Annotated in this window: 18 protein-coding genes and 4 pseudogenes; 16 read left to right on the top strand and 6 right to left on the bottom strand. The window is 28.1% G+C overall.

Annotated features, from left to right (window positions below; translation table 11 throughout):
• Positions 1–76 precede the first annotated feature (76 nt).
• The 3 genes and pseudogenes from U880_RS0103475 to U880_RS0103440 form a co-directional block, all read right to left on the bottom strand.
• Positions 77–1,111 (bottom strand): variable large family protein, encoded by a 1,035-nt coding sequence (locus U880_RS0103475; RefSeq protein WP_038359138.1) that lies wholly within the window; start codon positions 1,109–1,111, stop codon positions 77–79.
• 271 nt (positions 1,112–1,382) lie between these two features.
• Positions 1,383–2,385: pseudogene (locus tag U880_RS11780) on the bottom strand (variable large family protein).
• 511 nt (positions 2,386–2,896) lie between these two features.
• Positions 2,897–3,154, bottom strand: a complete 258-nt coding sequence (locus U880_RS0103440; protein WP_152520390.1) for a variable large family protein — start codon at positions 3,152–3,154, stop codon at positions 2,897–2,899.
• 701 nt (positions 3,155–3,855) lie between these two features.
• On the opposite strand from U880_RS0103440, the gene U880_RS0103435 reads away from it, so the two are divergent.
• From U880_RS0103435 to U880_RS0103415, 5 genes are all read left to right on the top strand, one after another.
• Entirely contained in the window at positions 3,856–4,416 is a 561-nt protein-coding gene (locus tag U880_RS0103435; RefSeq protein WP_024654766.1) for an Mlp family lipoprotein, read from the top strand.
• Positions 4,417–5,140: 724 nt separating this feature from the next.
• On the top strand, positions 5,141–6,217 hold the full coding sequence (locus tag U880_RS0103430) for a plasmid maintenance protein (protein WP_024654765.1): 1,077 nt from the start codon (positions 5,141–5,143) through the stop codon (positions 6,215–6,217).
• A 9-nt stretch (positions 6,218–6,226) separates the two neighbouring features.
• Complete coding sequence (locus tag U880_RS0103425; protein ID WP_024654764.1) at positions 6,227–6,787, top strand: DUF226 domain-containing protein; 561 nt, start codon at positions 6,227–6,229, stop codon at positions 6,785–6,787.
• Positions 6,763–7,524: a ParA family protein gene (locus U880_RS0103420; protein WP_024654763.1), complete on the top strand. Its 762-nt coding sequence runs from the start codon at positions 6,763–6,765 to the stop codon at positions 7,522–7,524. The genes U880_RS0103425 and U880_RS0103420 overlap by 25 nt, the downstream gene beginning before the upstream one ends.
• A 38-nt stretch (positions 7,525–7,562) precedes the next feature.
• A complete protein-coding gene (locus tag U880_RS0103415; RefSeq protein WP_024654762.1) occupies positions 7,563–8,126 on the top strand; it encodes a chromosome replication/partitioning protein in 564 nt (187 codons plus the stop codon).
• A 788-nt stretch (positions 8,127–8,914) separates the two neighbouring features.
• Here U880_RS0103415 and U880_RS0103405 read toward each other — a convergent pair.
• Entirely contained in the window at positions 8,915–9,859 is a 945-nt protein-coding gene (locus tag U880_RS0103405) for an Mlp family lipoprotein (RefSeq protein WP_024654761.1), read from the bottom strand.
• Positions 9,860–11,059: 1,200 nt separating this feature from the next.
• On the opposite strand from U880_RS0103405, the gene U880_RS0103400 reads away from it, so the two are divergent.
• From U880_RS0103400 to U880_RS12055, 6 genes and pseudogenes are all read left to right on the top strand, one after another.
• Complete coding sequence (locus U880_RS0103400; RefSeq protein WP_024654760.1) at positions 11,060–12,004, top strand: virulence associated lipoprotein; 945 nt, start codon at positions 11,060–11,062, stop codon at positions 12,002–12,004.
• Between the two features lie 224 nt (positions 12,005–12,228).
• Entirely contained in the window at positions 12,229–12,489 is a 261-nt protein-coding gene (locus U880_RS0103395) for a hypothetical protein (protein ID WP_152520389.1), read from the top strand.
• An 11-nt stretch (positions 12,490–12,500) separates the two neighbouring features.
• Positions 12,501–12,653: pseudogene (gene bdr / locus U880_RS11480) on the top strand (Bdr family repetitive protein); the annotation flags it as partial.
• A gap of 481 nt (positions 12,654–13,134) precedes the next feature.
• Positions 13,135–14,145, top strand: coding sequence for a BTA121 domain-containing protein surface lipoprotein (locus U880_RS0103385; RefSeq protein ID WP_235048001.1), 1,011 nt, complete (start codon positions 13,135–13,137; stop codon positions 14,143–14,145).
• Between the two features lie 77 nt (positions 14,146–14,222).
• On the top strand, positions 14,223–14,405 hold the full coding sequence (locus U880_RS0103380; RefSeq protein ID WP_024654757.1) for a hypothetical protein: 183 nt from the start codon (positions 14,223–14,225) through the stop codon (positions 14,403–14,405).
• Positions 14,406–14,419: 14 nt separating this feature from the next.
• Positions 14,420–14,582 (top strand): annotated as a pseudogene (locus U880_RS12055) (variable large family protein); the annotation flags it as partial.
• Between the two features lie 426 nt (positions 14,583–15,008).
• Here the strand turns inward: U880_RS12055 and U880_RS0103370 are convergent.
• Entirely contained in the window at positions 15,009–15,242 is a 234-nt protein-coding gene (locus tag U880_RS0103370; protein WP_024654755.1) for a hypothetical protein, read from the bottom strand.
• 303 nt (positions 15,243–15,545) lie between these two features.
• Entirely contained in the window at positions 15,546–16,301 is a 756-nt protein-coding gene (bdr, locus tag U880_RS0103365) for a Bdr family repetitive protein (RefSeq protein ID WP_024654754.1), read from the bottom strand.
• Positions 16,302–16,670: 369 nt separating this feature from the next.
• Between bdr (U880_RS0103365) and U880_RS0103360 the strand changes: the two genes are divergently transcribed.
• The 5 genes and pseudogenes from U880_RS0103360 to U880_RS10060 form a co-directional block, all read left to right on the top strand.
• On the top strand, positions 16,671–17,432 hold the full coding sequence (locus U880_RS0103360) for a Vsp/OspC family lipoprotein (RefSeq protein WP_024654753.1): 762 nt from the start codon (positions 16,671–16,673) through the stop codon (positions 17,430–17,432).
• 129 nt (positions 17,433–17,561) lie between these two features.
• The gene (locus U880_RS0103355; protein WP_038359133.1) at positions 17,562–18,647 is read left to right on the top strand and encodes a variable large family protein; all 1,086 of its coding nucleotides are present in this window, start codon (positions 17,562–17,564) and stop codon (positions 18,645–18,647) included.
• A gap of 700 nt (positions 18,648–19,347) precedes the next feature.
• The gene (locus U880_RS0103350; protein WP_051373872.1) at positions 19,348–20,391 is read left to right on the top strand and encodes a variable large family protein; all 1,044 of its coding nucleotides are present in this window, start codon (positions 19,348–19,350) and stop codon (positions 20,389–20,391) included.
• Between the two features lie 508 nt (positions 20,392–20,899).
• Positions 20,900–21,994, top strand: a complete 1,095-nt coding sequence (locus U880_RS0103345; RefSeq protein ID WP_038359130.1) for a variable large family protein — start codon at positions 20,900–20,902, stop codon at positions 21,992–21,994.
• A gap of 956 nt (positions 21,995–22,950) precedes the next feature.
• Positions 22,951–23,191, top strand: a pseudogene (locus tag U880_RS10060) (variable large family protein); the annotation flags it as partial.

Here is a 23,191-nt window from a genome sequence, read left to right as displayed (position 1 = left end):
AAAGATACCAAAAGCTTAACTCTTAGTATCTTCCTCTTTATAACTTTATTTTTATTATTTACTTATATAACTTTGCCTATTTATTTTGATCACCAGAACCACTCTTTTCAGATGCTACAGGAGTATCATTAGTATTAATTTTCATTGCTTCTTTTACACTTTTATGTCCTTCATCAATAGTACTTCTTATTGCTATTGTCAATGTATCTAATGCCTTAATTACTGAACTTAATGCTACTCCTTTAATCTCAGCAGTATAATCAGCATTATTATTATCATTAGGACCAGCAAATTTACCTCCCTTTGCCATCGCTCTTAATGCCATAGCTCCTGCTATTGTTCCATCTTTAGCACTAGCCAATTTAGCTGCAGTAGCATCACCATCGCCTTTAACAATAGCTTGCAAAATATCAGCACCAGTGACTGCCCCAACTGCTTTTGCTGCATCAGCTACTGATTTTTTTGCATTATCAGCAGTACCTGCATTAGCAGTAAATAATTTCCCTGCTTCTCCATCAGAAGCAGCTCCCCTATTGCCATTTCCAACAGTTGCAACCTTCTTAGCATCCCCAGCTTCAGGATTACCTTCTTTTCCAAGTACAACACTTACAATTTTTTCAATTCCTTCAATAAGAGATTTAACACTATCTCCAACAACAGCCGCAGCAGCATCCTTATCAGCAACATTACCAATTGGATCACTAGCATCACCAATTGCCTCACTTACCTCCTTTGCTCCACCAATTATCTTATCTAGTTTACTCTCAACCAATGTTTTCACTGCACTCTCAGTAGCCTCAGCATTTGGATTCTTTTCTTTCTTCATATCACTAACAATTTTATTAAGTCCATCCTTTATCCCTTGCACAGTATCTTGAACCTTCTTAAAGTAATTCCCAACATCCGATTTCTTACTCTCCAAATTCAATCCCAATACACTCCCTACCATTTCCCCAAAAGATGTGAAAACATTTAAAAATTCATTACTTACATTAACTAATGACTGCAAAAATTTATTCTTTCCTTCCTCTCCTCCCGCAACTCCCCCACTATTACATCCCATCACCACCATCACTACCATCACCATTATTCCTTTTACTATTCTATTCATTCTTTTCCCTCTCTTTATATCTCCTCTCTCTTCCTCTCTCTATTTCTATCTTCCCTTTTATTTCTCCTTTTATTTCTCTTCCTTGCATTTTCTTCGCCTCCTTATTTTTTTATCTTTTTTTATAGCTTATCTCTTAAGGATTAGAAACAAAAAAATATGATTTATATAACACATACAATACCACAAATAAAAAAAGAGAGACTCATTGCTCCCTTTATCAGCGTTCTTATCTAATAATTGTAACTATATTCAATATATACTAATTCACCTATTAATTAACCTTAGTGTCATCACCTTTTCCTTGCTTAATCTCTCCCAACACCTTATCAATCTCTTTTAATCCCAAATCTACTGTATTCCTGATTGGCTATTATCAACGTACTTAATACCTTATTTACTGCAATTGCTACTGCTCCATTTACTGCATGAGCTGATTTCTCTTCATCCTTTTTAGCCGCAAATTTACCATCTTTTGACATTGCTCTCAATGCCATTCCTGCTGCTATAATAGCATCTTTTTTTTACAGAATAACCAAGTTTGTCATCATTAGCAATACCAGTACCTTTAGCTAAAGCCAAAACAGCTGCATCCTTTGCATCCTAAACCACACCATCTTTCTTGGCACTAAAATCAGCAATAGCAATAGCTATAGCTATTGCTATTGCTTCAATATATCATGCTCCTATTGAAGCACTTGCCACTGATACATGCTTATCTTCTGTACCTTTAGTATTATCGGTAGTCTCAGCTCCAAACAACTTCCCAATATTTTTCTTATCCTCCTCCACAGGATTAGTTTTATCTGCTTCTCCACTTCCTTCTGTTAAAACCAAATCAACAATTTCCTTTATTCCCTCAACCAAATTCTTGATACTATCTGCACTAGAACTATTAACACCAGCACCTGAACTTTACAATTTTACCAATACTTGCACTACCATCAGCTCCCAAAGCAGTCTTCTTTGCTCCTTCTTCAATCTTATCTATCTTCTCAATCAATTCTTCTACCTTCTCTTTCACTTTCCCATAATTTCCATATTCTCCTAAAATTTTTCCCAATTTAACTTTCATTATCTTCATCGTATTCTCAATCTTACTAAAATATGCCCCAATATCTTCCTTCTTTGTTTCTGTCTTGATTCCTAACGGCTCAGTAACCATATCCTCTCCTAAAAGGAACAAAAACATCTATCTCAAAACTCTTTTTCCACACCAAATTAACCATGGAATCCCAAAATCTCACTTTAGGCTCCTCTCCATTATTACATCCCAATTACTATTATCATTCCCATAACCATTTCATCATGCTTTTTTACCTACTTGTTTCATTTTATTCCTATTATCTTTGAATAAAGCAATATAACAAGAAAAACCGCATAAAAAATGAATAAATAAATAAAACACAACTACTAATAAATTAAGACATATACTTAACTAATACTAGCTTAATATAATTTAATAAAATGACTTGAATTTGATGAGTTTATTCAATTTACATACTCTAATGCATCTATTATGAATTTCATATTTTAAAAACGTCTATAAATTTTACCTTATTTCAAAATATTAATCATATTAAAAGGCCTTTTTCAACACTTTATATGGACAAAACCCATAGCAAAGGAATTATTACTTATAATTATTCCTTTATCTATACAGACGCATCCAAATAAATTTATCTTACACTATACTTACTATTAATCATAATTTAATAGTAAGTATTAGACTATTCAACAAAATAAATTAATTATTTTTTAATCTCTTAGTGATCCTTAGTGTTAACTCTAAATTTTTATTTCCACTATCTTTAATATCTTTATCATAATTAAATCAAGTGCATCCAATATATTGTTAACAATCTTAACTGCAACACCTGTAATTATTTTAGCATCGTCACCGCTAGCATCATTATTATGAACACCAAATTTATCAGCCTTATTTATTGCCCTTAATACAACAATAACCGCAAAGTCTGAATTAATTTTTGCTCCAATATCATTAGGAGTCTTAAGAGTATCAATAATTAATTCCCCCCCCAGCATTAAAATTATAACTCTCTCTAAGCTCATTTATTGTAGAGCATATGATTTTTATCAATCATTACCCATTGATCTGATTTAGATACTTATTCAGCAAGTTTACATATCTTATTATCTTATTATTAAGATCTTCACTATCTCCATTATTAATTTCTTCTTTAAATCATTAAATTTCGCTTTCTAACATTTTTATTTCCTTATTGTATGATTTAAGTCTCAAATCTAGATAATTATTAAATGAAGCAATAAAATTCTAATCTTAATCTATTTCTAGCTATATGAAAATGGTTTTTAAAACTACTTGCTTGTGCATTATGCTCAGATGCACGCATTAAATATTATTTGAAATATCTTTACTAATCATTAGTTTAAGATGTTCCTAAAAACTATTAACTTCTCCAAACTCCCATCTACGTCTCTTTTACACATATTAAAATAACTTACGACCATATCCTTACTAATCTGAGCACCATCAAATTTATCTTTAAGAAAATAAACAATATAATCATCAAAATGACTTTTTTATTTTTCTCATAATTTTTTAACCTTTGTGTAAATTAATTTATCTACAAATTAACAAAAATTAATTTACTTTAACATAAAGTTAATAACAAAATAGTAATTTTACAAAACCATCAAATAAAAACTTACAAGTATATATACAAAGAAAAATATAGTATCATTCAAAATGAGGAGAATATTTTATGAATAAAAATAGAAGAATATTAACACTTTATAGCATGTTATTCTTGTACAATTGTAATGTAAGCATACCTAATAATAAATTCACAAATACTAATCTACAAGAACAAGAAATTACTCTCACCAATGATGAACAATACAAATTCAACTCATTAATGAATAAAATTGATCAATCATTTGAAACACACACATTTTTAAGCAAAAATAGTAATTCAAATGCTATAAAGAAATACCAAAAATTTCGTAATTGGATTTTAAATGATATCAAAAAACAAAAAGAATTAAGCAATACTTTTAGTAAAGTAAATCACTCTTTACAAAACAAAAGACAATTATTCCCAAGAAATAATATTATTGAGCAACATGTAAATAATAGTTTTAACCGTCATCAAAACAGTGGTTACTCAAATAACAATACATACGAAATTTCACAATATAACGATATAAATCACAATCATATCATAGAAATATTTAAAAATAATAATACCAATGAAAAAATATTTCAAAGACTTAAAGAAGAATTTCAATATGACTACCGTATTACATTTATATGGAAAAATTGACGACAATAAAATGAATTATTAATAACAAAGAAAAATAAATAAACATTATATAATAATCAAAATGATAAAATAAAAATCAAAACAAGACCTATAAAAATCTAAAAAGATTTTAAGTATTTATTAAATATATCACAAAGTATTACGATTGATTTAATAAATAACGCTTTACTTTTCTTAACTCAAATCATGTTTATCTTTAAAAGATTTATATTTCATAAACCCTCAAAATCATAATTATCAGTAATTAATTTAAATCCATCTTTAACAAATCTTTTACTTAAATTTAGCAAAAAATATATTACTTCTCAATCTATAAACGATATTATAAGTTAATGAACACTCTATAGTTAACTTATATAACATACTTTATATACTCTTTAGATCATCTTTATCTTGTTTAGTACATGCATATAATTTGTTAATATTTTTTTATTTAATTACAATCTGTAATTGGTTTAGGTTCAATATACGTAAATGCATTTCTAAAAATTCTAATGCCATGTAATTTACATCTCATCTTACCCATTTATTTAAAATTTTCTCATTAGATGGATTTTTTAAATTTTCTTCTTCGACCATTTAAAGTTTGATGTCTTTAAATGAAGATATAGTTTTTTATCTTCATTTAAAAAAAATTTTATTTAAAAAAAGGTTTACTTTTTAATAAAAATTAGGTTATTATTATTGTTATTATTAATAATACACAATAAATAAGGAGATTTAAATGAAAGACATACAAAAAACCACAAATAAATACCAACATAAATTAATTGTTTTAGTATCAACATTAAGTTATATAAATTCTCAGTTTAAGAAATATAATCAAAATGACATACTCTATTACTTCAATAATAACTTAGAAAACAATGGTCAAAAAAAAGCTAAACTCAAAACACTACAAAGTTATTTATACACACTAGAAAAAAAATTTCAAGTAACTAGTAACTACTACAAACATTTAGGCGAAAATCGTGGAACAGAAATCCATTACAAACTTAAACATCATAAAAAAGTATGTCATTACAAAATAAATAAACATTTTAAAGAAAAAAAAGAGGAAAGATTTCAAAAGCGTGCTAACTCATATCATACAAAGACATGTAATAATAATGGGAATGTAGAAAAATGGGAATCTATTTATAATAATAAAAATAATAAGAAAGAAATGGAAAAACAAGAGAGAGAACGCAAACAGTTAGAAAAATATGCAGAAAAATGTAGATTTAAAGATGATGAATATCTCTCAATTTTGAATTTAGAAACAACAAAAGAAATTAAAATAAAAAAGCTAATAGAATTGAAGAAAGAAGAGAATAAAAGAGAAAGGGAAAAAAACAAGAGCAATAAATTAATAGAAAAACAAAAGGAACTAGAAAAGACGCTAGCAAAAAAAAGAGAAGAACTAGAAAAGGAAGGATATGATAAAAAACAATTAGAAACAGAAATGCAAAAAGAATATGAGAGATACAAAGGCAAACCGCACTTTATTATAGAGAGTAGTAAATATGGGGATTTAGAACAGATAGTAAAAAGGATTAAGAAAACAGTTGAGCGTGAGAAAAAAGAGAAAAAAGAAGACCACGAGCAGATTAGAAATAATATATTTAGTATACTGATAGATCAGTTGAGAAACAAAGTAGAGGTTAAAGTTTTAGCGCCAATATTGAAAAATTATTTAAATAAGCAAGTTGATTTGAAGTATAGCAAGGTATTTAATAATCATTATTATTACGAAATTTTAGAGATGGTAGAAGGGAAAGAGCATTTAAGAATAGGAGAGTATGAAAAGATTGTTGACTGAGGATGTGCTATGAATAGTGCGTTAGAACGCCTTAAAGCTAAAAAAGCAGATATTAAGCAAATAGAAAAAAGGCGTATATTTGTAAGAGTAGAGAATCTACAAGATAGAAAAATATATCACACTAAGATAATGAATGATTTATATGTATTTGGCGTTAATAAGAATCAAAAACACAAATTTTTCATTTCCTTTAGAGGGTTGTTTAATAGAGAAAAAATTAATGAGTTTAATTTGTTTTCTTTAAAAGGAGACGACAAATTTTTGGGAATATTTTATGGATATAGAAAACCGATACAAAACATTATAACAAGGTATGAAGAGAATGGTATTATGAAGGCATATACCTTCTCAAAGGTATATTATATAGAATTTAGATTTCATAAGGGAAGTGTTTTTTGTTACATTAAAGGAATTGCTAAATTACTTAAAAAAGAAAAATTAAAGACGCAGTATGGCAAATTTTTGCTTGAATTAATAATAAGTTTAGAAAAACAAGTATATGAATTTTACAATAAAAAATTACCAAGTGGGGGTATTATAACAAGATGGATAGAAAAAAAGATGCAATAATCACTATTGCAAGTATTAAAGGAGGGGTTGGTAAGAGTACAAGCTCAATAATACTTGCAACTCTTTTATCCAAAAAATATAAAGTTTTGCTGATAGATATGGATAGTCAAGCATCTACTACTAGTTATTATTCTACTAAAATTGAAAAAGCCAATATAGATCTTATAAACAAAAATACATATGAAGTTTTAAAGGCAAATTTGAGTATTAATAGGGCCATAATCAATGTTGATAATAATTTAGATTTGATACCTAGTTATTTAACCTTACATCAATTTAACATTGAACCAATTCCTTTCAAAGAATTAAAACTAAAAAAGCAATTAAAGCAGTTGGAAGCTGTTTATGATTATATAGTGATAGATACTAATCCTAGTTTAGATTTTACTTTAATAAATGCTTTGGTAGTGAGTAATTATGTCATAGTTCCAATGACAGCAGAAAAATGGGCTGTTGAAAGTTTAGATTTATTTAAATTTTTTGTAAATAAATTAGATATATCTATTTTTATTTTCATATTAGTAACAAGATTTAAAAAAAATAACACACATAAATATCTGCTTGAAATTTTACAATCAAAAAGCAATTTTTTGGGGACTATATCTGAAAGAGAGGATCTAAATAAAAGGATAGCAGAAGATAGTGCTTTTGATTTGAATAAAGATTATATACATGAGTATGAAGAAGCATTGTGTATTTTTTTTAAATATATTCAGCAAAAACGAAATGTTCACTAGTGAACTTTAAATAATAAAATAAAAAGAGAGGGGGGTATATGCAGATAAGACTTAATAAAAGAACTTTGGATGATTCTAATATAACCGAACATGAAAAGGTGTTGGTTCATTATAACAAATTAAAAGAAAAGTTAATTATTAATTTTAAAGATGAAATTTACAATAAAATAGAGACAATGAAAATATTGAAGGAGATTAAGGATAAAGGATATTATAAATTAGATGGATACAAGACATTTATTAATTTTATATTAAATCTTAATTTAGCAAAGACTCAGGTTTATAATTATCTAAAAATAGCAACAGCAATGGAAGAAGGTTTGATCAATGATGATTTTGTTTTAAAAAATGGATTTAATCAAACCTTATTCTTTATTAAAAATAGGGAAAGTAAGACTATAAAGAAATCAAGACAAAATTTAATAAAGCCCTTAAGATTTCAACTTAAAAATAAAGAGAGTTATGATTTTTATAAGAAAAATGCGAGATTTGCTAGTTTTGTAATGGATAAGCTTTTTTTAAGTAAGAAAGATTTACTTGAAGAACTTCTGCATGAATTTAAAAATTTAAAGGTAATTAGTAAAGGAGATGTTGATGAGTAATTTAGCATATAAGATATGTAGAGCACAAGATTTAAGAGTTAACTTTTTAAAGTATAAAGAATCCATACAAAAAGTTGTAGTTTTATTTTATAACATCAGTTATATTTAATTATGATAAAAATGTAAATTTGTTAGAATAACAGATTATAGTATTTATTATTTAAGTTTTAATAGTTCAATTTTTGTAAGCCAAACATATAAGTTTTTATTTTTTAAATTAATAGTTGATTTTTACTTTAAATTTATTGTATAATATGTGTTATTAGTAGTACTATCATTTAGGACTCCTAATATTGTGTTCAATTCACAAAGGCTTTAGGTCTTGATTAAATACTCTTGTTTAAGAGTATTTAATCAAGGCTTAGGTTTTTATATTTAAGTTTAATGATTTAGTTTTGTAAATTATTGTAAAGTTCTTATAAAAACAATAAATCAAAAAGAGATGTGGGGGGTATGTTGTAGTTATAACTATAATACATAATAAATAAAGAGTTTCTATATGTAATTTATGCAAGAGTAAACTCTCTTGTTTGACCTTATTTATAATAAATAATATTATATGTAATTATATTAATGTATGGGTTTATTATTACTTTGTTGTAAGGAAGATGAAAATTATGTTCAACTCAGTGGGTTTATATAATTAAGTATGCTCTTATAAAGATGATTAATAGAATTCTAAGATGTAAATAAAAGGAATTTAGGATAATATAATTGATACACTTGATTTTTACAAAAAATAAAAATAAGATGTATTTTATTTGGATAATAAAATTATGAATTAATACTTATCCTCCGGATCCACAATCACTGATTACCACTTTTGTAAAGTCACTTATTATTTCATCATTTAATTGTGGTTCATCATCTATTGTATTTATTTTGTCGAAATATTCTTTCATAGAAGCTTTAAGAGATTGCCTACCTCGATAATTTCCACTACATTTTGACAATTCTTTGTCTATGTGATCCAATGTTGTTTGTATACTTATATCGCTTAATTGAAGAAATTTTCCTCTCATTTTTGCCCCTCTAATGTGATTATCTCTATATATCTCCTCAGTTAAGATTGTAGAAAAGATTTTTAATGTTTTTTGTTGATTTTGATCTAATCTACCTTCATATACTTCTTCTCCCATAAGTCCAGCTACATGATTTGTTAAATCACCCAGTTCTTTTTTAAGAAAATTAAATAGTTTTTCATTTGTATTATTCTTGTTTTGCATCATTTCCTCTAAAACTCCTCTAAAAAATTGTTCGATATCTTGAGAAGTGCTAGCATCATAAATTTTATTTTTCTCTGGATTTGCAATAACATTAGCTATAGCCTGGGGAAAATCTAAGATTTCTGATTTTATCAATTTTTTTCTTAAAAATTTATATACATGTTCGAATGCATTAGCTAATTCTTTTTGTCTTTTTATGTCTTTTGAAATCCAATTAAAAAAATTTGTATATTTGTTGTTATCTATTCTATCTTGATATAATTCTGATATCTTATTAAGACCATTAATTAGAACTTTAAATTGCTCTTGTTCTTTGTTAGTTAGAATAATAGTTGTTGATGTGTCTATACTTGTTGGTATTGTTAATTTGTCTATACTTGTTGGTGAATTTTTATGAGTAGTTGTAGTACGATTTGAAAAATTGTCTTTTTGGGGAATATAATCTTTGTTACAACAGTATAAAAATACCGTGCTATAAAGTATTAAGTAATTTAGAAACTTGATCATAAATATTATCCTAATATTTTTATTATATATTCATTTTGTATTTGTGTCTATATGTAGATATATATAGTTGGGTATATTATTTTGTAAATTATATTGTTCGTGTTATTGAATGCATGTTAAATAATGACTAAAGTAAAAATAATTTATGTGGTCATGTTATTTTTTTTAACTAATGTAAGTGTAAATTAATGTTAATGTATTAAAAAAATGAATGTTGAAAATAGTTAATGTATGTCAAATAAAAACAATAGGAGAATATTAAATATACAAAGTATAAATATTATAAGTATTATTGTCCACAAAAATATTTTAGACAAAATCTTAGGAATAACCACAGTTTTAATTTTTTAAAGTTCATAAGCATATATGACATTAGCTTTTAAACTACGCTTTAATGTTTTTTAATTTTTTTTACGTCAAAGTTTTCTTTAAGATTTTTAATATTGCTGGTAGTAAGTTAGTTTTTATAATTTCTGTGAGAGCAATCATTAGCAATGTCTCTATTGATCCGGATTTAACAAGTTTACTTAAAACCATTTGCTATGTAATTTATTAGTTATTATTTGTGAATAAGATAAATGAAATTTTTAGTATATTTTTAAGGTAATAGTATATTAAAAAGAATTTTGTAAAGTAGATTTTTGACTTTAAAATGCAAAACAAAATTCAGACATACCAAATTTTAGATTGTTGAGATTATAAAAATATAAAAAGAAGTTGAATGAGCTTTTAGTGAATAATGGTCATTATGTAAAGGTAATAATTTTCAACTTTCAAGAATATGGTGATGATTTTGAGTTATCAAGTTTATCATTAACAATTTGGATCATAAATTTAATGAATGTATATTTATATTTGTTATTGTTGACTTTTTGAAAATTAATTTTTTTGATCTATATTATAAATTAAAGTTTAAAAATGTTTTTTGATTTTGATATATTCTCAATATAAATTGGTGGCAATCTAAAAAAAATTTTCTTGGTTATGCGTTTAGGGCGTCATAGATAATGATTACAATGTTTGTAAAGTTTGGCTTGATATGTGAATATGGTACATGTATAATATTGACTAATATTTAAAAGTTAAAATAAATTATCAGTTTTAATTTGAATTAAAATTTATTAATAATAATGGGGGAGAGGAGTTTTTTACAATAAGGGGGGAAATATTTTAAAACAAAAGTATTTTATTACATTTTATATGTTAATGAATTTATTATTAGTAGCTTGTGGTCCAAAAAAGTATGATCCTATTGGTAGTATTGTTAAAAATCCAAATGGTATTTGCACTGATAGTGTAGTTGATGGTGCTAAATCACAAGAGGGTGATAGCCCACTAAATAATGACATTGTTGATGAGGAAACTCTAGAACAAAAAATGCAAAAAGAAATTGCAGATATTAAAAGTAAAATTCCTATTGAAGTGACAAAAATATTAAAATTTCATGATGGTACCATCATTTGGAATGAGAATTATCGTAGTTTTATTGGACCTTTAAGGTGGCGTAATATCATAGACGATTCTATAGGCAGGCTATATTTCATGGGAGCTCCCAATGGTTTATTTTTAAGACTTAGATATAACAATGGTGTAGAGAACGTTCCATATAAAGACCTCGCACTAAGGAAAGAATTTTATCTGGCCCTTGAATATAATGATGATATTATGAAACCTTTTATATATATTTACGAGATTTTAGCTTTTAGGGTAAGAGCTTCTTATAGTTCCCCTTTGCCTTTTGTGGATTTAGATTCGGAAATAAATAAACTAAAAAACAGGGTAACCGAAAAGGCAAGAAACTATGCTAGGGCTTATTATATAAATGTATATAAAGCTTTACAATATAAAAAAGAGAAACTTGATACGTTATTTCTAAAAGATATAAGATTTTTGAAAACCAAATTGCAAGAACTTGAATTAGCGAAAACGGAATTAAGAACCGAAATAATACAAAAATTTGTAGATGATTACAATAGGAATGAAGTAATTAATTCAGAAACAAATAATACCCTAAAAAGTGTTGATGCTACCGTTGATGAATTAGCGTCATATTTTGAAACAAGGTTCAAAGACTTTTACGCTAAATGTGATGCTGTTATCACTCTAGCTGATGAAATTAAAGTTGTTTTGGATAGGATTCAGTAACACGTTAATTATAATATGTATTTAAGACATTATGGATAATCGTTGCAATATTTATAAAGTTTAACTTGATATATCATGGATATGACGAATATATAATGTGCATTATACTAACTAATAGTTAATGAAATTAATTACTAATTTTTTAATAATTGGTTGAAATTTGGTGATGATGAGAGGAAGTTTTTGGCAGTAAGGAGAATATTTAAACAAAAACATTCTACAATGTGATGGTGGGGATTATAAAACCAAGTAGTGATGCAAGTTTGTTAGGAAGTGCGATTTTGTTATTCTCTGGATTGTCAGATTTGGGTATTAGGGTAGATTTGTATTTTTATGACAAGTATATATTAGAAGATGATAGTATTTTGAAAAACATACTTGATACAATAGATTTCGGTGTGAGTAATGATAGAATTTGGGTTATATACAGAAATATACTTTCTTTTATTTATTATTTAATTATTATTTTATTTAATTCTTATTAAAGAGAGTTTCTATGGTTCAATTACGACCAATCATTACTCAGCAAATGGGATTAATGGAACTACTTATTAAAGCAAAAATTAATAGAGATATTGCGGTTGTTTTATCTTACCGATATTATAAAAATGAACTTACTTATAAAGATCTTGATTACTTAGAAAATAATTCTAAGTAATAATAAATTCATTTTATAATGATTTTAAATATGTATCATATTATAAATAATATTGATTTTTAAATGTTATTAATATATTATATTAATATTAATAATTATAAAGCATTGATAGTTTTGGTTTGTTGTAGAAGATAATAATTTATTAATTAAAAGTTATTTATTAATTTTTTAATTAGTTTTATTTTTAATGTAATAATTAGTTATAAATATAAAAATTTGTTGAGTTAAAAAACATTTTATAAAAATTGGAGATTATCTAGATGAGATAAACCATCTTAATTTGTAAATGTAATTTTTATCTTGAAAGTAAGATTAGTAATAAAACTAAATGTTTCTTTATATGTTGTTATAAAGTATGAGATTCATTTGATGAAGGTAATAAGAAAAAGGGGGTAGTGTTGGTTATTAAGTAATAAAATTGGGTAATCAGTTTAAGTGTACAAGAAAAAAGGAGGTATTAATTTTGAAAAATATGATGATCAAGGTATCAACAGTATTAATGATGTTGTTGAGTAGTTGTAATTTAAAAGGATTAATGGATATCGATGTTAATGAAGACTTAGAAGATATAAATTTGCGTATTCATTTAAAAAAAAGTGAGGATTTTGAGGAAAAGTTGTCTGGTAATAATGAAATACTTAAAAATTTATTAATTAGCAAATTTAAGTTGTCAGATGATCAGATAAAAGCAATTTTATATTTTCAAAAAGTAGTAGTTGATTTTGCAGAAGGAGATCAATATACTGACAATGGATTTTATAAATTTATAAATGGTCTTGAAGATCAGGTGATAAAATCTCTTGCTGAAAGCATTTTGTATGTTGTTAATGAAATCGCAGAAATTAAGGAATTTATTAAGATTGTCAAAAATTATAAAAAGAGACAGGAGTTACATTTAGAATGTGTAAAGCTTGAAGATGATTATATAACAATGTTAAGGGATGCGTATAATAAACCTATAGTTTATAGATGTCAGTTTATAGAGATTCATAGTCAGGCTCAAAAAGATAAGTTTGAGGTGTTTAAAAATCGACGTATAAAAGCATTAGATTTTGTTTCTGGGAAAGATACTAGACAGGTTATTAGACATATCAAAGAAATTGTTGATGGTGGTCAGTTCTCTAAAAAACTTTCTCAGATAGATAAAAATAGGTATTTTACTCGGTTTATCTTTACAATTATGAAAGTTCGTTCTTTCAGAGAGGGGCTTATTCCAAATCTTGTTACAAATATTTTAGAACTTTTGAAAATAATAGATGAAGTTAAGGTGTTTATTGATGCTGAAAAAGATCTTGATAAAAAACAAAAGATGGAAAATCAATTTAATGTAGTTAAAAAAGAATATGAATCTGTGATAAGGCATGCATATATGGATCCTTCTAGTGTGACTTATTATATTTTTGATGAATCATTACTTAGATTTTTTGACTTAAAAGATCTTAAGGTGCATAAAGAATCTTTTAAATTGATTATTGCTTCATAATTTGTTTTTGTTAAAATAATTAAAAAATGTAAAGTCAATAATATGACTTTGTTTTGTATATTTGGATGTATAATTTGATGATACTGAAGATAAATATATTAGTATCATCAAGTGCATTAATAGTATCAGTAAATGATGCTGATATATTGAAAGCTATTGTGTCAGTTAATGCTGATGCTAAAAAAGATAGTAAGGTTAATAAGGTTGAGGATGTGTTTGTTTTGGGTTTTTTAGCTAAAATAGTAATGAATATCAGATAAAGATTCATCAAAGAAATAAGACAGAAGCTGAAGGAGCTAAAGCTGTAGCATCAAGTAAGACACTCAGTATTCTAATAGTAGCAATAATAAATACTGTTGATAGTGAGTAAAGTACATAAATGAAATCTAGCTATAATGAAACAAGAAGATGAGGCATCAGAAGCAGCTGGTGTGTGACAACAATAAATAATTGTAGATAAAGAGCAAGATAAAGTTATTTAATTAAAGGAAACACTTTTTTTGTTCTTTGTGAAGAAGTATTGGGAGGATGTTTGTTGTTAAATAGTGTAATACATTTAGAGAAATTAACAGTAAATCAGACATTATTAACCAAATATTGTGAACAATAAATTCAAACTTAATTTTCCAAATATCTACAATATTGAACCTGACATTGATGTCTTTTGTATATTTATATTTTTTATAATTATTGTTTTTATTCATCATTGATTAAAGCTCCTATGAGTATTATACACATTATATATTTGGCATCATAGTCTTCCCCTTTTTTCCTACAGTTGTGATTTGTTAGCGTGTTTTAGTAGCCTCTTCTTCTGCTTTAGTAGCCCTTGAGAATCCAAGCAGCTTTTTTGCTTTGGTAGACTACTTTGCTATTATTAAAGTAATATTTGCTGCTTTAATAGCCTCTACTGTCCTTGCAAGAGCTGATGATACAGCAAGCTTCTTTGCTTTAGAAAGAGCCGATGCTGTTCTAGCAGCACTTGCTGCCTTAATAAGTTTTTTTGCTTTAGGAACCTTTATTGGGGGGGGGCTACTATCAATGGCAATACCATCTTGAACTTTTCCAGTTACAGCAACAATTGGGTGTTTTTTCAAAAGCTTATCTACTTTGCTTTGTATTACAACACCGGAAACAGGGTTATATTTTTTGGGTTACAAGATACCAATAAAAAGGTTTTTGAAAAATTTTGCTATGATGATTTTCCGTCTCTATATGATCCCGTTATAAATCATTCTAAGGAAATTAAAGTTATCTTAGATAAGATCAAGTAAAAGATTAATTATAGATTTATTAAATAATCAGATAAGTAAATATTAAAAACACTATAGATAATTATTGCAATATTTTATAGAGTTAACTTGATGTACTCATATGGTAAATGTATTTTATTGAATGTATTATTTGTTTAGTATGGAATACATTATTGAAAATAAGGCTAGAAAAATTCCTATATTAAGAGTAATAATAGTTCCAAACATCCAGTTATGCAGTTTTCCTGTATTTTTAATTTCATTAAATTTAGCATCAATTTTATTATTAAGTTCTACCTTAGTAGAGGTAATTTCAGATTTTAGTCTATCTTCGATTTTGTCAATTTTATTGTCAAGTTCATTAAATTTAGTATCAATTTTATTATTAAGTTCTATTTTAGTAGAGGTAATTTCAGATTTTAGTCTATCTTCGATTTTGTCAATTTTATTGTCAAGTTCATTAAATTTAGTATCAATTTTATTATTAAGTTCTACTTTAGTAGAGGTAATTTCAGATTTTAGTCTATCTTCGATTTTGTCAATTTTATTGTCAAGTTCATTAAATTTAGTATCAATTTTATTATTAAGTTCTACTTTAGTGGAGGTAATTTCAGATTTTAGTCTATCTTCGATTTTGTCAATTTTATTGTCAAGTTCATTAAATTTAGTATCAATTTTATTATTAAGTTCTACTTTAGTGGAGGTAATTTCAGATTTGAGTTTATCTTCTATTTTGTCAAGTTTACTATTGAAATTATTTTCTAAGTATTCAAGATCTTTATAAGTAAGTTCATTTTTGTAATATCGGTAAGATAGATCAGCAGCAATTTCTCTATTAATGCCTGCTTTGATAAGTTCTGTTAATACCATTTGTTGGGTGATGATTGGTTGTGGCTGAGCCATAGAAAATCTCCTTGATATAATTATACAATAAATTTAAAAGAATAAAGAGATTAATTTTATTATTTGTGTGTTTTTAAGAATAATTTAATGAAAAATATTCAGTTTGTTTTATGAAATTGTACACACAAAAAAATACATTAATAATTTGAAAAGATTGAATAACAATCATATATAATTTAATTATAAAAAGATTTTATATTTTCAAATTGATAATAGATGAAATAAAATCAATCACTATTTATGTAGATATTTTTATGAATTGCCATTTATACATTCATTAATAGCTGTATCCATTTTGTTTTTTGTGTGCTTTCTTTATAAGAGCAAAGCTAAAAATAATAATAAAAAACAAGGAGGCGAAGGAAAGGAATGAAAGAGAAGAAAGAGATAGGAAATATAGAAGAGTGTATAAGCGAGTATAGAGAGAAGGGAAGAGAGAAGGGAAGAGAGAAGGGAAGTAAAAGAGGATTAAAGGGGATAAGAATAAGAGAAGTAATGATGGTGATGGTGATGGTGGTGATGATGGGATGTAATAGTGGGGGAGTAAGTGGAGAAGGGACAGGAGAAGAAGGGAAAGCAAGGAAGGGAGATGGGAGTGTAATTGATTTAAAGGTAGTAAGTAAAAAGATAGGAGAGGCTGTTGTTTTTGTAGAAGATGTCAAGGAAGTTCATACTTTAGTTAAATCTATTGACGAGTTGGCTAAAGCTATTAAAAAGAAAATTCAAGCAGGTGGTCTTCAAGATGATAATGATAATTTAAATGGAACATTGCTTGCAGGGGCATATCAAATAATGTCTGATGCGGAGTCTAAATTGGCAACATTGGAGGGTAAAGCTGAAAAATTTGTTGGGATGAAGGATAAAGTTACTTCTGCGAAGCAGAAAAGTACGGCATTTTTAAATAAATTGAAGTCAGAAAATGCTACTCTTGGTGTGGCTTCAGCAGCTGTTTCTAGTGCTAATGCAAAGGAAGCCATAGATAGGAATAATGGTTCTAAAACTAAAGGCGCACAAGAACTTGTTGATTTAAATATAGAAATCGATGGGTTGTTAGCTACTGCTAAATCTTTTGTATCGGATGTAATTAAAGAGCTTACAACTTCTGCTAAAGATGTTGTTGTTAAGCCTTAATGATAAGGAAGATAGAGTATAAATTATAAATTCTTTTATAAAAAAATTGGTGAAGAGAGCTTAGCTTATGTTTAGCTCTCTTTTTTATTTATAGCTAAACAGATATAAAAAGTAGGAATCGAAAAAAGTATGATAAAAAATGAAATAAAAGGTAAGAAGGAAGTAAAAAGGGTAAAAATGGTAAAAGTGATGATGGTGGTGATGGGATGTAATAGTGGAGTATTAAAAGCAGAGCAAGGGAAGAATAAATTTTTGCAGTCATTAGTTAATGTAAGTAATGAGTTTTTGAATGTTTTCACTTCATTTGGGGATATGGTGGGGAGTGTATTGGGGTTTAGTACTGAGACTAAGAAGTCAGATGTGGGGAAATATTTTAAGAAAGTCCAGGAGACTGTAGAAGGAACTAAAACAGCACTTGAACAAATTGTTGTTGATATGAAGACAGGGGGAAATCCTAATTTTGCGGCTACTGAGACTTCAGTAAAGAAGTTAGTTAGTGACACACTTGATAAGATAATTAACGGAGCAAAGACTGCTAAAGAGGCTATTGGTAATGCTGGTGAATTCATTGCTAATGTTGCTACTGCTGGTGCTGCTCAGAATAATGGAGGTGCTGGGGATGTTGATAAACTAGTAAAGGGAATTAAAGATATTGTAGATGTAGTGCTTAAAGGTAAAGGCAATGCTGAGGCGGGAGATAATAACAAAGCTGAGGATCTTGCTATAAGAAATAATAGTGGGGCCATTAAATTATTTGCTTCTGATAATTCTGGTGGCAATGAAGATAATACAAAAAAATTAGCAGCAGACGCCTCTAAAGCAGTAGGAGCGGTAACCGGTGCTGATATATTGCAAGCCATGATTAAGGACAATGGTGCTGCTGCTAAGTTAGCTAAAAATTCTTCTAATAATGCAGCTAATGTTGATGGTGTTGCTGCACCTAAAGATGCAGAAGTTGCAGGAGGTATAGCATTGCGAGCGATTGCAAAGGGTGGTAAGTTTGCTAATGCTAATAATTCTGATGCAGGAGGAGTTATTGCTTCTACAATTAAAGGAGCAGCAATAAGTGCAGTAACTAAAGTATTGGATACACTCACAATAGCAATAAGAAGTACAATAGATTCAGGACTTAAAGAGGTAAAAGAAGCAATGAAAATTAATGCTAATGCTACTCCTGTGGTGTCTGATAAGGATGCTTCTGGTGCTAAAAATTAGTAATTTAATAAGTTTAATAAAATTATATGACTAAATAGTAAAATAAGATAGATAAAGTTATAAAGCAAAGATACTAAGGGTTAAGTTCTTGGTATCTTTTGTTTTTATTATGTCAAATAAAGATGTAGTTTTAGTTGTCGTTTATTAGTCATTATCTAATATTTCTAATTAAAAATGTTCGGTTGATTGTATAAAATTGTACAGATTTGTATAATTGCAAGATTGTGTAAAAAATATAAGTATAATGAATTATAAAAAGTAAGCTTTAACTTATATGAGATATTTTAGTTATTTAAGCTATTTAATGGTGTCCAATTATATATATTATATATATTAATATATATTAATTTAGTATGGCATAAAGATACATTAAAACTTTTAAAAAACCAATATCTTACATAATTAGTATCTTTTATTTTATTGTGTGGAGAAGATAATATTTTATTTGCTAACATTTGTTAGTTATTATTCGTTAATTCATGGTTGTATCCATTTTGTTTTTGTTTATTACTAAGTTTTAAAGAAAAGCTAGCAAAGCTAAAAATATAAAAAAACAAGGAGGCGAAGGAAAGGAATGAAAGAGAAGAAAGGAATAGGAAATATAGAAGAGTGTATAAGCGAGTATAGAGAGAAGGGAAGAGAGAAGGGAAGAGAGAAGGGAAGTAAAAGAGGATTAAAGGGGATAAGAATAAGAGAAGTAATGATGGTGATGGTGATGGTGGTGATGATGGGATGTAATAGTGGAGGAGTAAAGGGAGAAGGAGCAGCAGGAGGAGACGGGAGTGGGTTAAGTGGAGCAATGATGGAAATAGGGAGGAGTGCAGAGAATGTTTTTTATGCATTTATTGAGTTAATGTCAGATGTATTGGGATTTACTACTCAAGTAGGGACAAAGAAAGAAGATGTAGGGGGATATTTTATAGACCTAGGGACAAAGCTTGAGAAAGCCTCAGAAGAGTTAGAAAAGGTGGCTAAAAAAGCAGACACAGGTGGGGATAAAGAAGGGCTATCAAATAAGTCTATTAGAAAAGCAGTTGATGCAGCTAAGGGGGTTTTAAATGTGTTAAAAGGATATGTAAATTCTTTAGGAGCAATAGGTGATTCTAAGCCAGTAGGTGATGCAGCAACTGATGCAACAGGAGTAACAGCAGGTGCAGATGCATTAAAAGGAGCATTTAAAGCATTGAAAGGAATTGTAGATACAGCAGAGGTAGAAGGTGTGGCAAAGCCAAAATCGGCGAGTACATCAGTAAAGTTAAGTAATGCAGATAATAAGGATGGAGCTAAGATATTGGCTACAGATAACAAAGCGGGGGTAAATGATGCAGGTAAAGCAGCAGTAATATTATCGAGTGTAAGTGGAGAGGAGATGCTAGCATCAATAGTTTCATCAACAGAAAATAAGGTTGTTAAAATATCAAATAATGTAACCGCAAATACTACTCCATTGGAATTTGCAGTCGGAGGTAATGGAGCTCATTTAGCACAAGATGTAGCGTTAGCAAGTGCAGTGAGTGGAGGAATAGCGTTACGCTCATTAGTTAAAGCCGGTAAATTGGCATCAGGAGCGGCAGATGGTAGTACAGGAGGAAAAGAAGAAGTACAAAAAGTAGGAATAACCGCAGTAAATAAGTTATTGGGAGCAGTAGAAGAAATAGTGAAGAAGACAGTAAAGAATGTACTTGAGAAAGTAAAGCAAGAAGTAGATAAGGCAAGAGATCCAAAAGCGGCAGGACAGAATTAAGATAGACAGTTATATTAGGTTGTTAAAAGTAACGAAAGTAAGAATAGGAGGCAAGCTTGGAGATTATTCTAGAATGTCTTCTATCTTTATATTATTGATAATTATCTAAGATGTTTTAATTAAAAATATTCGGTTTGTTGTATAAAATTGTACAGATTTGTATAGTTCTAAGATTTTGTAAGAAATATCTTAGTTATTTTAAGAGACTTAATGGAATCCAGTTATAATATTAATTTAGTATAGTATAAAAACATATATTGAAACTTATAAAAAGTCGATGTCTTACGCAATAAGTGTATATTAAAAATGTAGAAAAGTCTAGCTTGATTAAAGAAAAGCAGATAAGAGAGAGAGAAGATAGAGCTCTTTTATTTAATGTGCAGTAGTTGTGTATCGTTATATAAATTATATTTCAATAAAATCAATGATTGATTTTATTTGCCCTTGTTTGCTTTTTCTTAATTTTGCCTTTTAGTCTTAATAAAATCTGCAAAAAAATAGGAGGGTAATGAGAATGGAAAGGAAGAAAAAGAGACAGAGCAGAAAAGTGATGGTGGTGATGGGATGTAATAATGGGATGTTGGAAGAAGAGAAGATAGGGTTGGAAAAGAAGAATAGTTTTTTAGAGTCATTAGTGAAGATAGGACAGGGGTTTCAGGAGATTTTTGGTGTTTTTGGGAGTGCAATAGGGGATGTATTAGGGTTTAATGTTGTTAAATCGGGGGATAAGAGAAGTAAGGTAGGAGAACACTTTGAAAAGATAAAAAAGGGTTTGGAAGGGATTAATGAAAGGTTAAAAGGGCTAGTAGGTGAAATTTCTGGTGCAAAGAATGCTGATGTGAGCACAATTGAAGTTGTCAAGGGTTCCATTAAAGGAGCAAATGAAGTTTTTGGTCAGTTAATTGGGGCTTTAACTAAATTGGCTGGTGTAACTAATGATGGTGATGATATTGGTCATAATGATAATGCCGCTGCTGCTGGTGCTGAAGAAGTTAGTGTTAAAACTATTATTGCAGAAGTTAAAAACATAATTGATATAGCAGAGAAATCTGGAGTGAAAATTGATGCAGGGAATGCTGGTGGACAAGTAACAGCTGCTAATAATACCGCTGCTCCTGCTGTATTTGGTGGTCATAATAATGCAGCTGCTGGTGCTGGTGCTGGTGATAAGCTAGCATCTGAAGTGTCAAAAGCTGATCCATGGGCGATGATTGACAAGATTAAGAATGCTACCGCTACTGCTCCTGTTACTCTTGCTGCTAACAATAATCATGAAGTCGGAACATTAGTAGCTGCTAATGCTAATGCTAATAATAATAACTATGGTGTAAAAACCAATGCCGATTTAGCAGCGGCGGTAGCTCTTAAGGCCATGACTAAAGGTGGTAAATTTAGACCTGATAATGGAGATGTTGGTGCAGTGAAAGCAGCAGCCGCAAGTGCAGTAAATAAGGTATTAGGCATCCTTGATGTAATAATTAGGAAAATAGTAAGTAGCAATCTAGAGAAAGTAAGAGAAGCAGTAAAGGGAATAAAGGATTCTGAGATTTCTGGGATAAATGCTCCAGAAGCTGGTACTACTCAACCTATTGCTAATAATTAAATAATAAAGTTATTTTAAAGGGAAACACTTTTCTTTTTATAGAGGAGATTTGTTTTCCTTTTTTTGTATTTTAGTATCTTAAATAAGTTAAGAGAGAGTTATTTCTTTTGATTAAATTTGTAATATCTTCAATAACATCACTGGTACGGTACCTGTAGTAGTAACATATTCCTAATTCTTTATAAAAATACTGTTTATTGAAACTAAAAGTCTTATGTCTTAGCTTGGGGGGAATGATTTTATAAATGTTTTTATGTCTTTTGGGGATATACTTCTGCAGTTAAAGGATCGGGGGCTAGCAAGTGCTGTTAATAAACATCATTAACATTAATTTTCATAGCTCTTTAATATTTTCTTAAGTCCTATATCAATTGTTTCTCTCATTGCTATAATTAATTTATCTAATACTTTATATCACTGCTGATAATAAGACACCTAAAACTAAAAGTAAATAACAGAATTCATACAAAATAAATAAACAAATAATAAGAGTTGTTAAAGAGAAACACTTTTCTCTTTAATGAGTAAAGTTATTTTCCTTTTTTGTATTTTATTATGTTTGATTACACATTTCTCATTTTTTTGTTTGATAATTGTCTTTTCTTCATTCTTTGTTCATTGATGTTGTAAGATTTTGTAAAAAATATAATGAATTATAAAAAGTAAGCTTTAATATTTATATGAGATATCTTAGTTATTTTAAGATACTTAATGGTTCCCAGGTATAATATTAATTTAGTATGGTATAAAAAAATACATTAAAACTTGCGAAAAGCCAATATCTTACATAATAGTATATATAAAAATGTAGAAAAGTCTAGCTTGAATAGAGAAAAAATGTGCAGTAGTTGCGTATCGTTATATAAATTATATTTCAATAAATCGTATCATCGATTTGATTTGCCCTTGTTTGCTTTTTATTAGTTTTGCCTTTTAGTCTTAATAAAACATGCAAAAAAATTGTTGCTGATATGAAAAGAGAGGAAAATCCGAATGCTGAGGGAGTAGAGAGTGCAGTAAAGAAATTAGTTAGTGAGACACTTGATAAGATAATTGATGGAGAGGCTATTGGTGATGCTAGTGACTTAATTGGTAATGTTGCTGTTGGTGGTAATAATGCTGCTGGGGCCGGAGCTAAGGGTGATGGTGTTGAAAGCTTAGTAAAGGGATTTAAGTCAATTGTGGATATAGTACTTA

The organism is Borrelia hispanica CRI (genome assembly GCF_000500065.1).
In the GTDB taxonomy this organism is placed as follows: Bacteria; Spirochaetota; Spirochaetia; order Borreliales; family Borreliaceae; genus Borrelia; species Borrelia hispanica.
This window is presented reverse-complemented; position numbering and strand designations above follow the sequence as displayed.

What these genes read in the sequence shown, in the direction of transcription:
- U880_RS0103385 (WP_235048001.1), top strand. Translation starts at nt 13,135, where the DNA reads ATGATGATCAAGGTATCAACAGTATTAATGATGTTGTTGAGTAGTTGT.
- U880_RS0103400 (WP_024654760.1), top strand. Translation starts at nt 11,060, where the DNA reads ATGTTAATGAATTTATTATTAGTAGCTTGTGGTCCAAAAAAGTATGAT.
- U880_RS0103435 (WP_024654766.1), top strand. Translation starts at nt 3,856, where the DNA reads ATGAATAAAAATAGAAGAATATTAACACTTTATAGCATGTTATTCTTG.
- bdr (WP_024654754.1), bottom strand. Translation starts at nt 16,301, where the DNA reads ATGGCTCAGCCACAACCAATCATCACCCAACAAATGGTATTAACAGAA.
- U880_RS0103355 (WP_038359133.1), top strand. Translation starts at nt 17,562, where the DNA reads ATGATAAAAAATGAAATAAAAGGTAAGAAGGAAGTAAAAAGGGTAAAA.
- U880_RS0103430 (WP_024654765.1), top strand. Translation starts at nt 5,141, where the DNA reads ATGAAAGACATACAAAAAACCACAAATAAATACCAACATAAATTAATT.
- U880_RS0103350 (WP_051373872.1), top strand. Translation starts at nt 19,348, where the DNA reads ATGATGGTGATGGTGATGGTGGTGATGATGGGATGTAATAGTGGAGGA.
- U880_RS0103345 (WP_038359130.1), top strand. Translation starts at nt 20,900, where the DNA reads ATGAGAATGGAAAGGAAGAAAAAGAGACAGAGCAGAAAAGTGATGGTG.
- U880_RS0103415 (WP_024654762.1), top strand. Translation starts at nt 7,563, where the DNA reads ATGCAGATAAGACTTAATAAAAGAACTTTGGATGATTCTAATATAACC.
- U880_RS0103425 (WP_024654764.1), top strand. Translation starts at nt 6,227, where the DNA reads ATGAATAGTGCGTTAGAACGCCTTAAAGCTAAAAAAGCAGATATTAAG.
- U880_RS0103405 (WP_024654761.1), bottom strand. Translation starts at nt 9,859, where the DNA reads ATGATCAAGTTTCTAAATTACTTAATACTTTATAGCACGGTATTTTTA.
- U880_RS0103420 (WP_024654763.1), top strand. Translation starts at nt 6,763, where the DNA reads ATGGATAGAAAAAAAGATGCAATAATCACTATTGCAAGTATTAAAGGA.
- U880_RS0103475 (WP_038359138.1), bottom strand. Translation starts at nt 1,111, where the DNA reads ATGAATAGAATAGTAAAAGGAATAATGGTGATGGTAGTGATGGTGGTG.
- U880_RS0103360 (WP_024654753.1), top strand. Translation starts at nt 16,671, where the DNA reads ATGAAAGAGAAGAAAGAGATAGGAAATATAGAAGAGTGTATAAGCGAG.
- U880_RS0103380 (WP_024654757.1), top strand. Translation starts at nt 14,223, where the DNA reads ATGATACTGAAGATAAATATATTAGTATCATCAAGTGCATTAATAGTA.
- U880_RS0103440 (WP_152520390.1), bottom strand. Translation starts at nt 3,154, where the DNA reads ATGCTGGGGGGGGAATTAATTATTGATACTCTTAAGACTCCTAATGAT.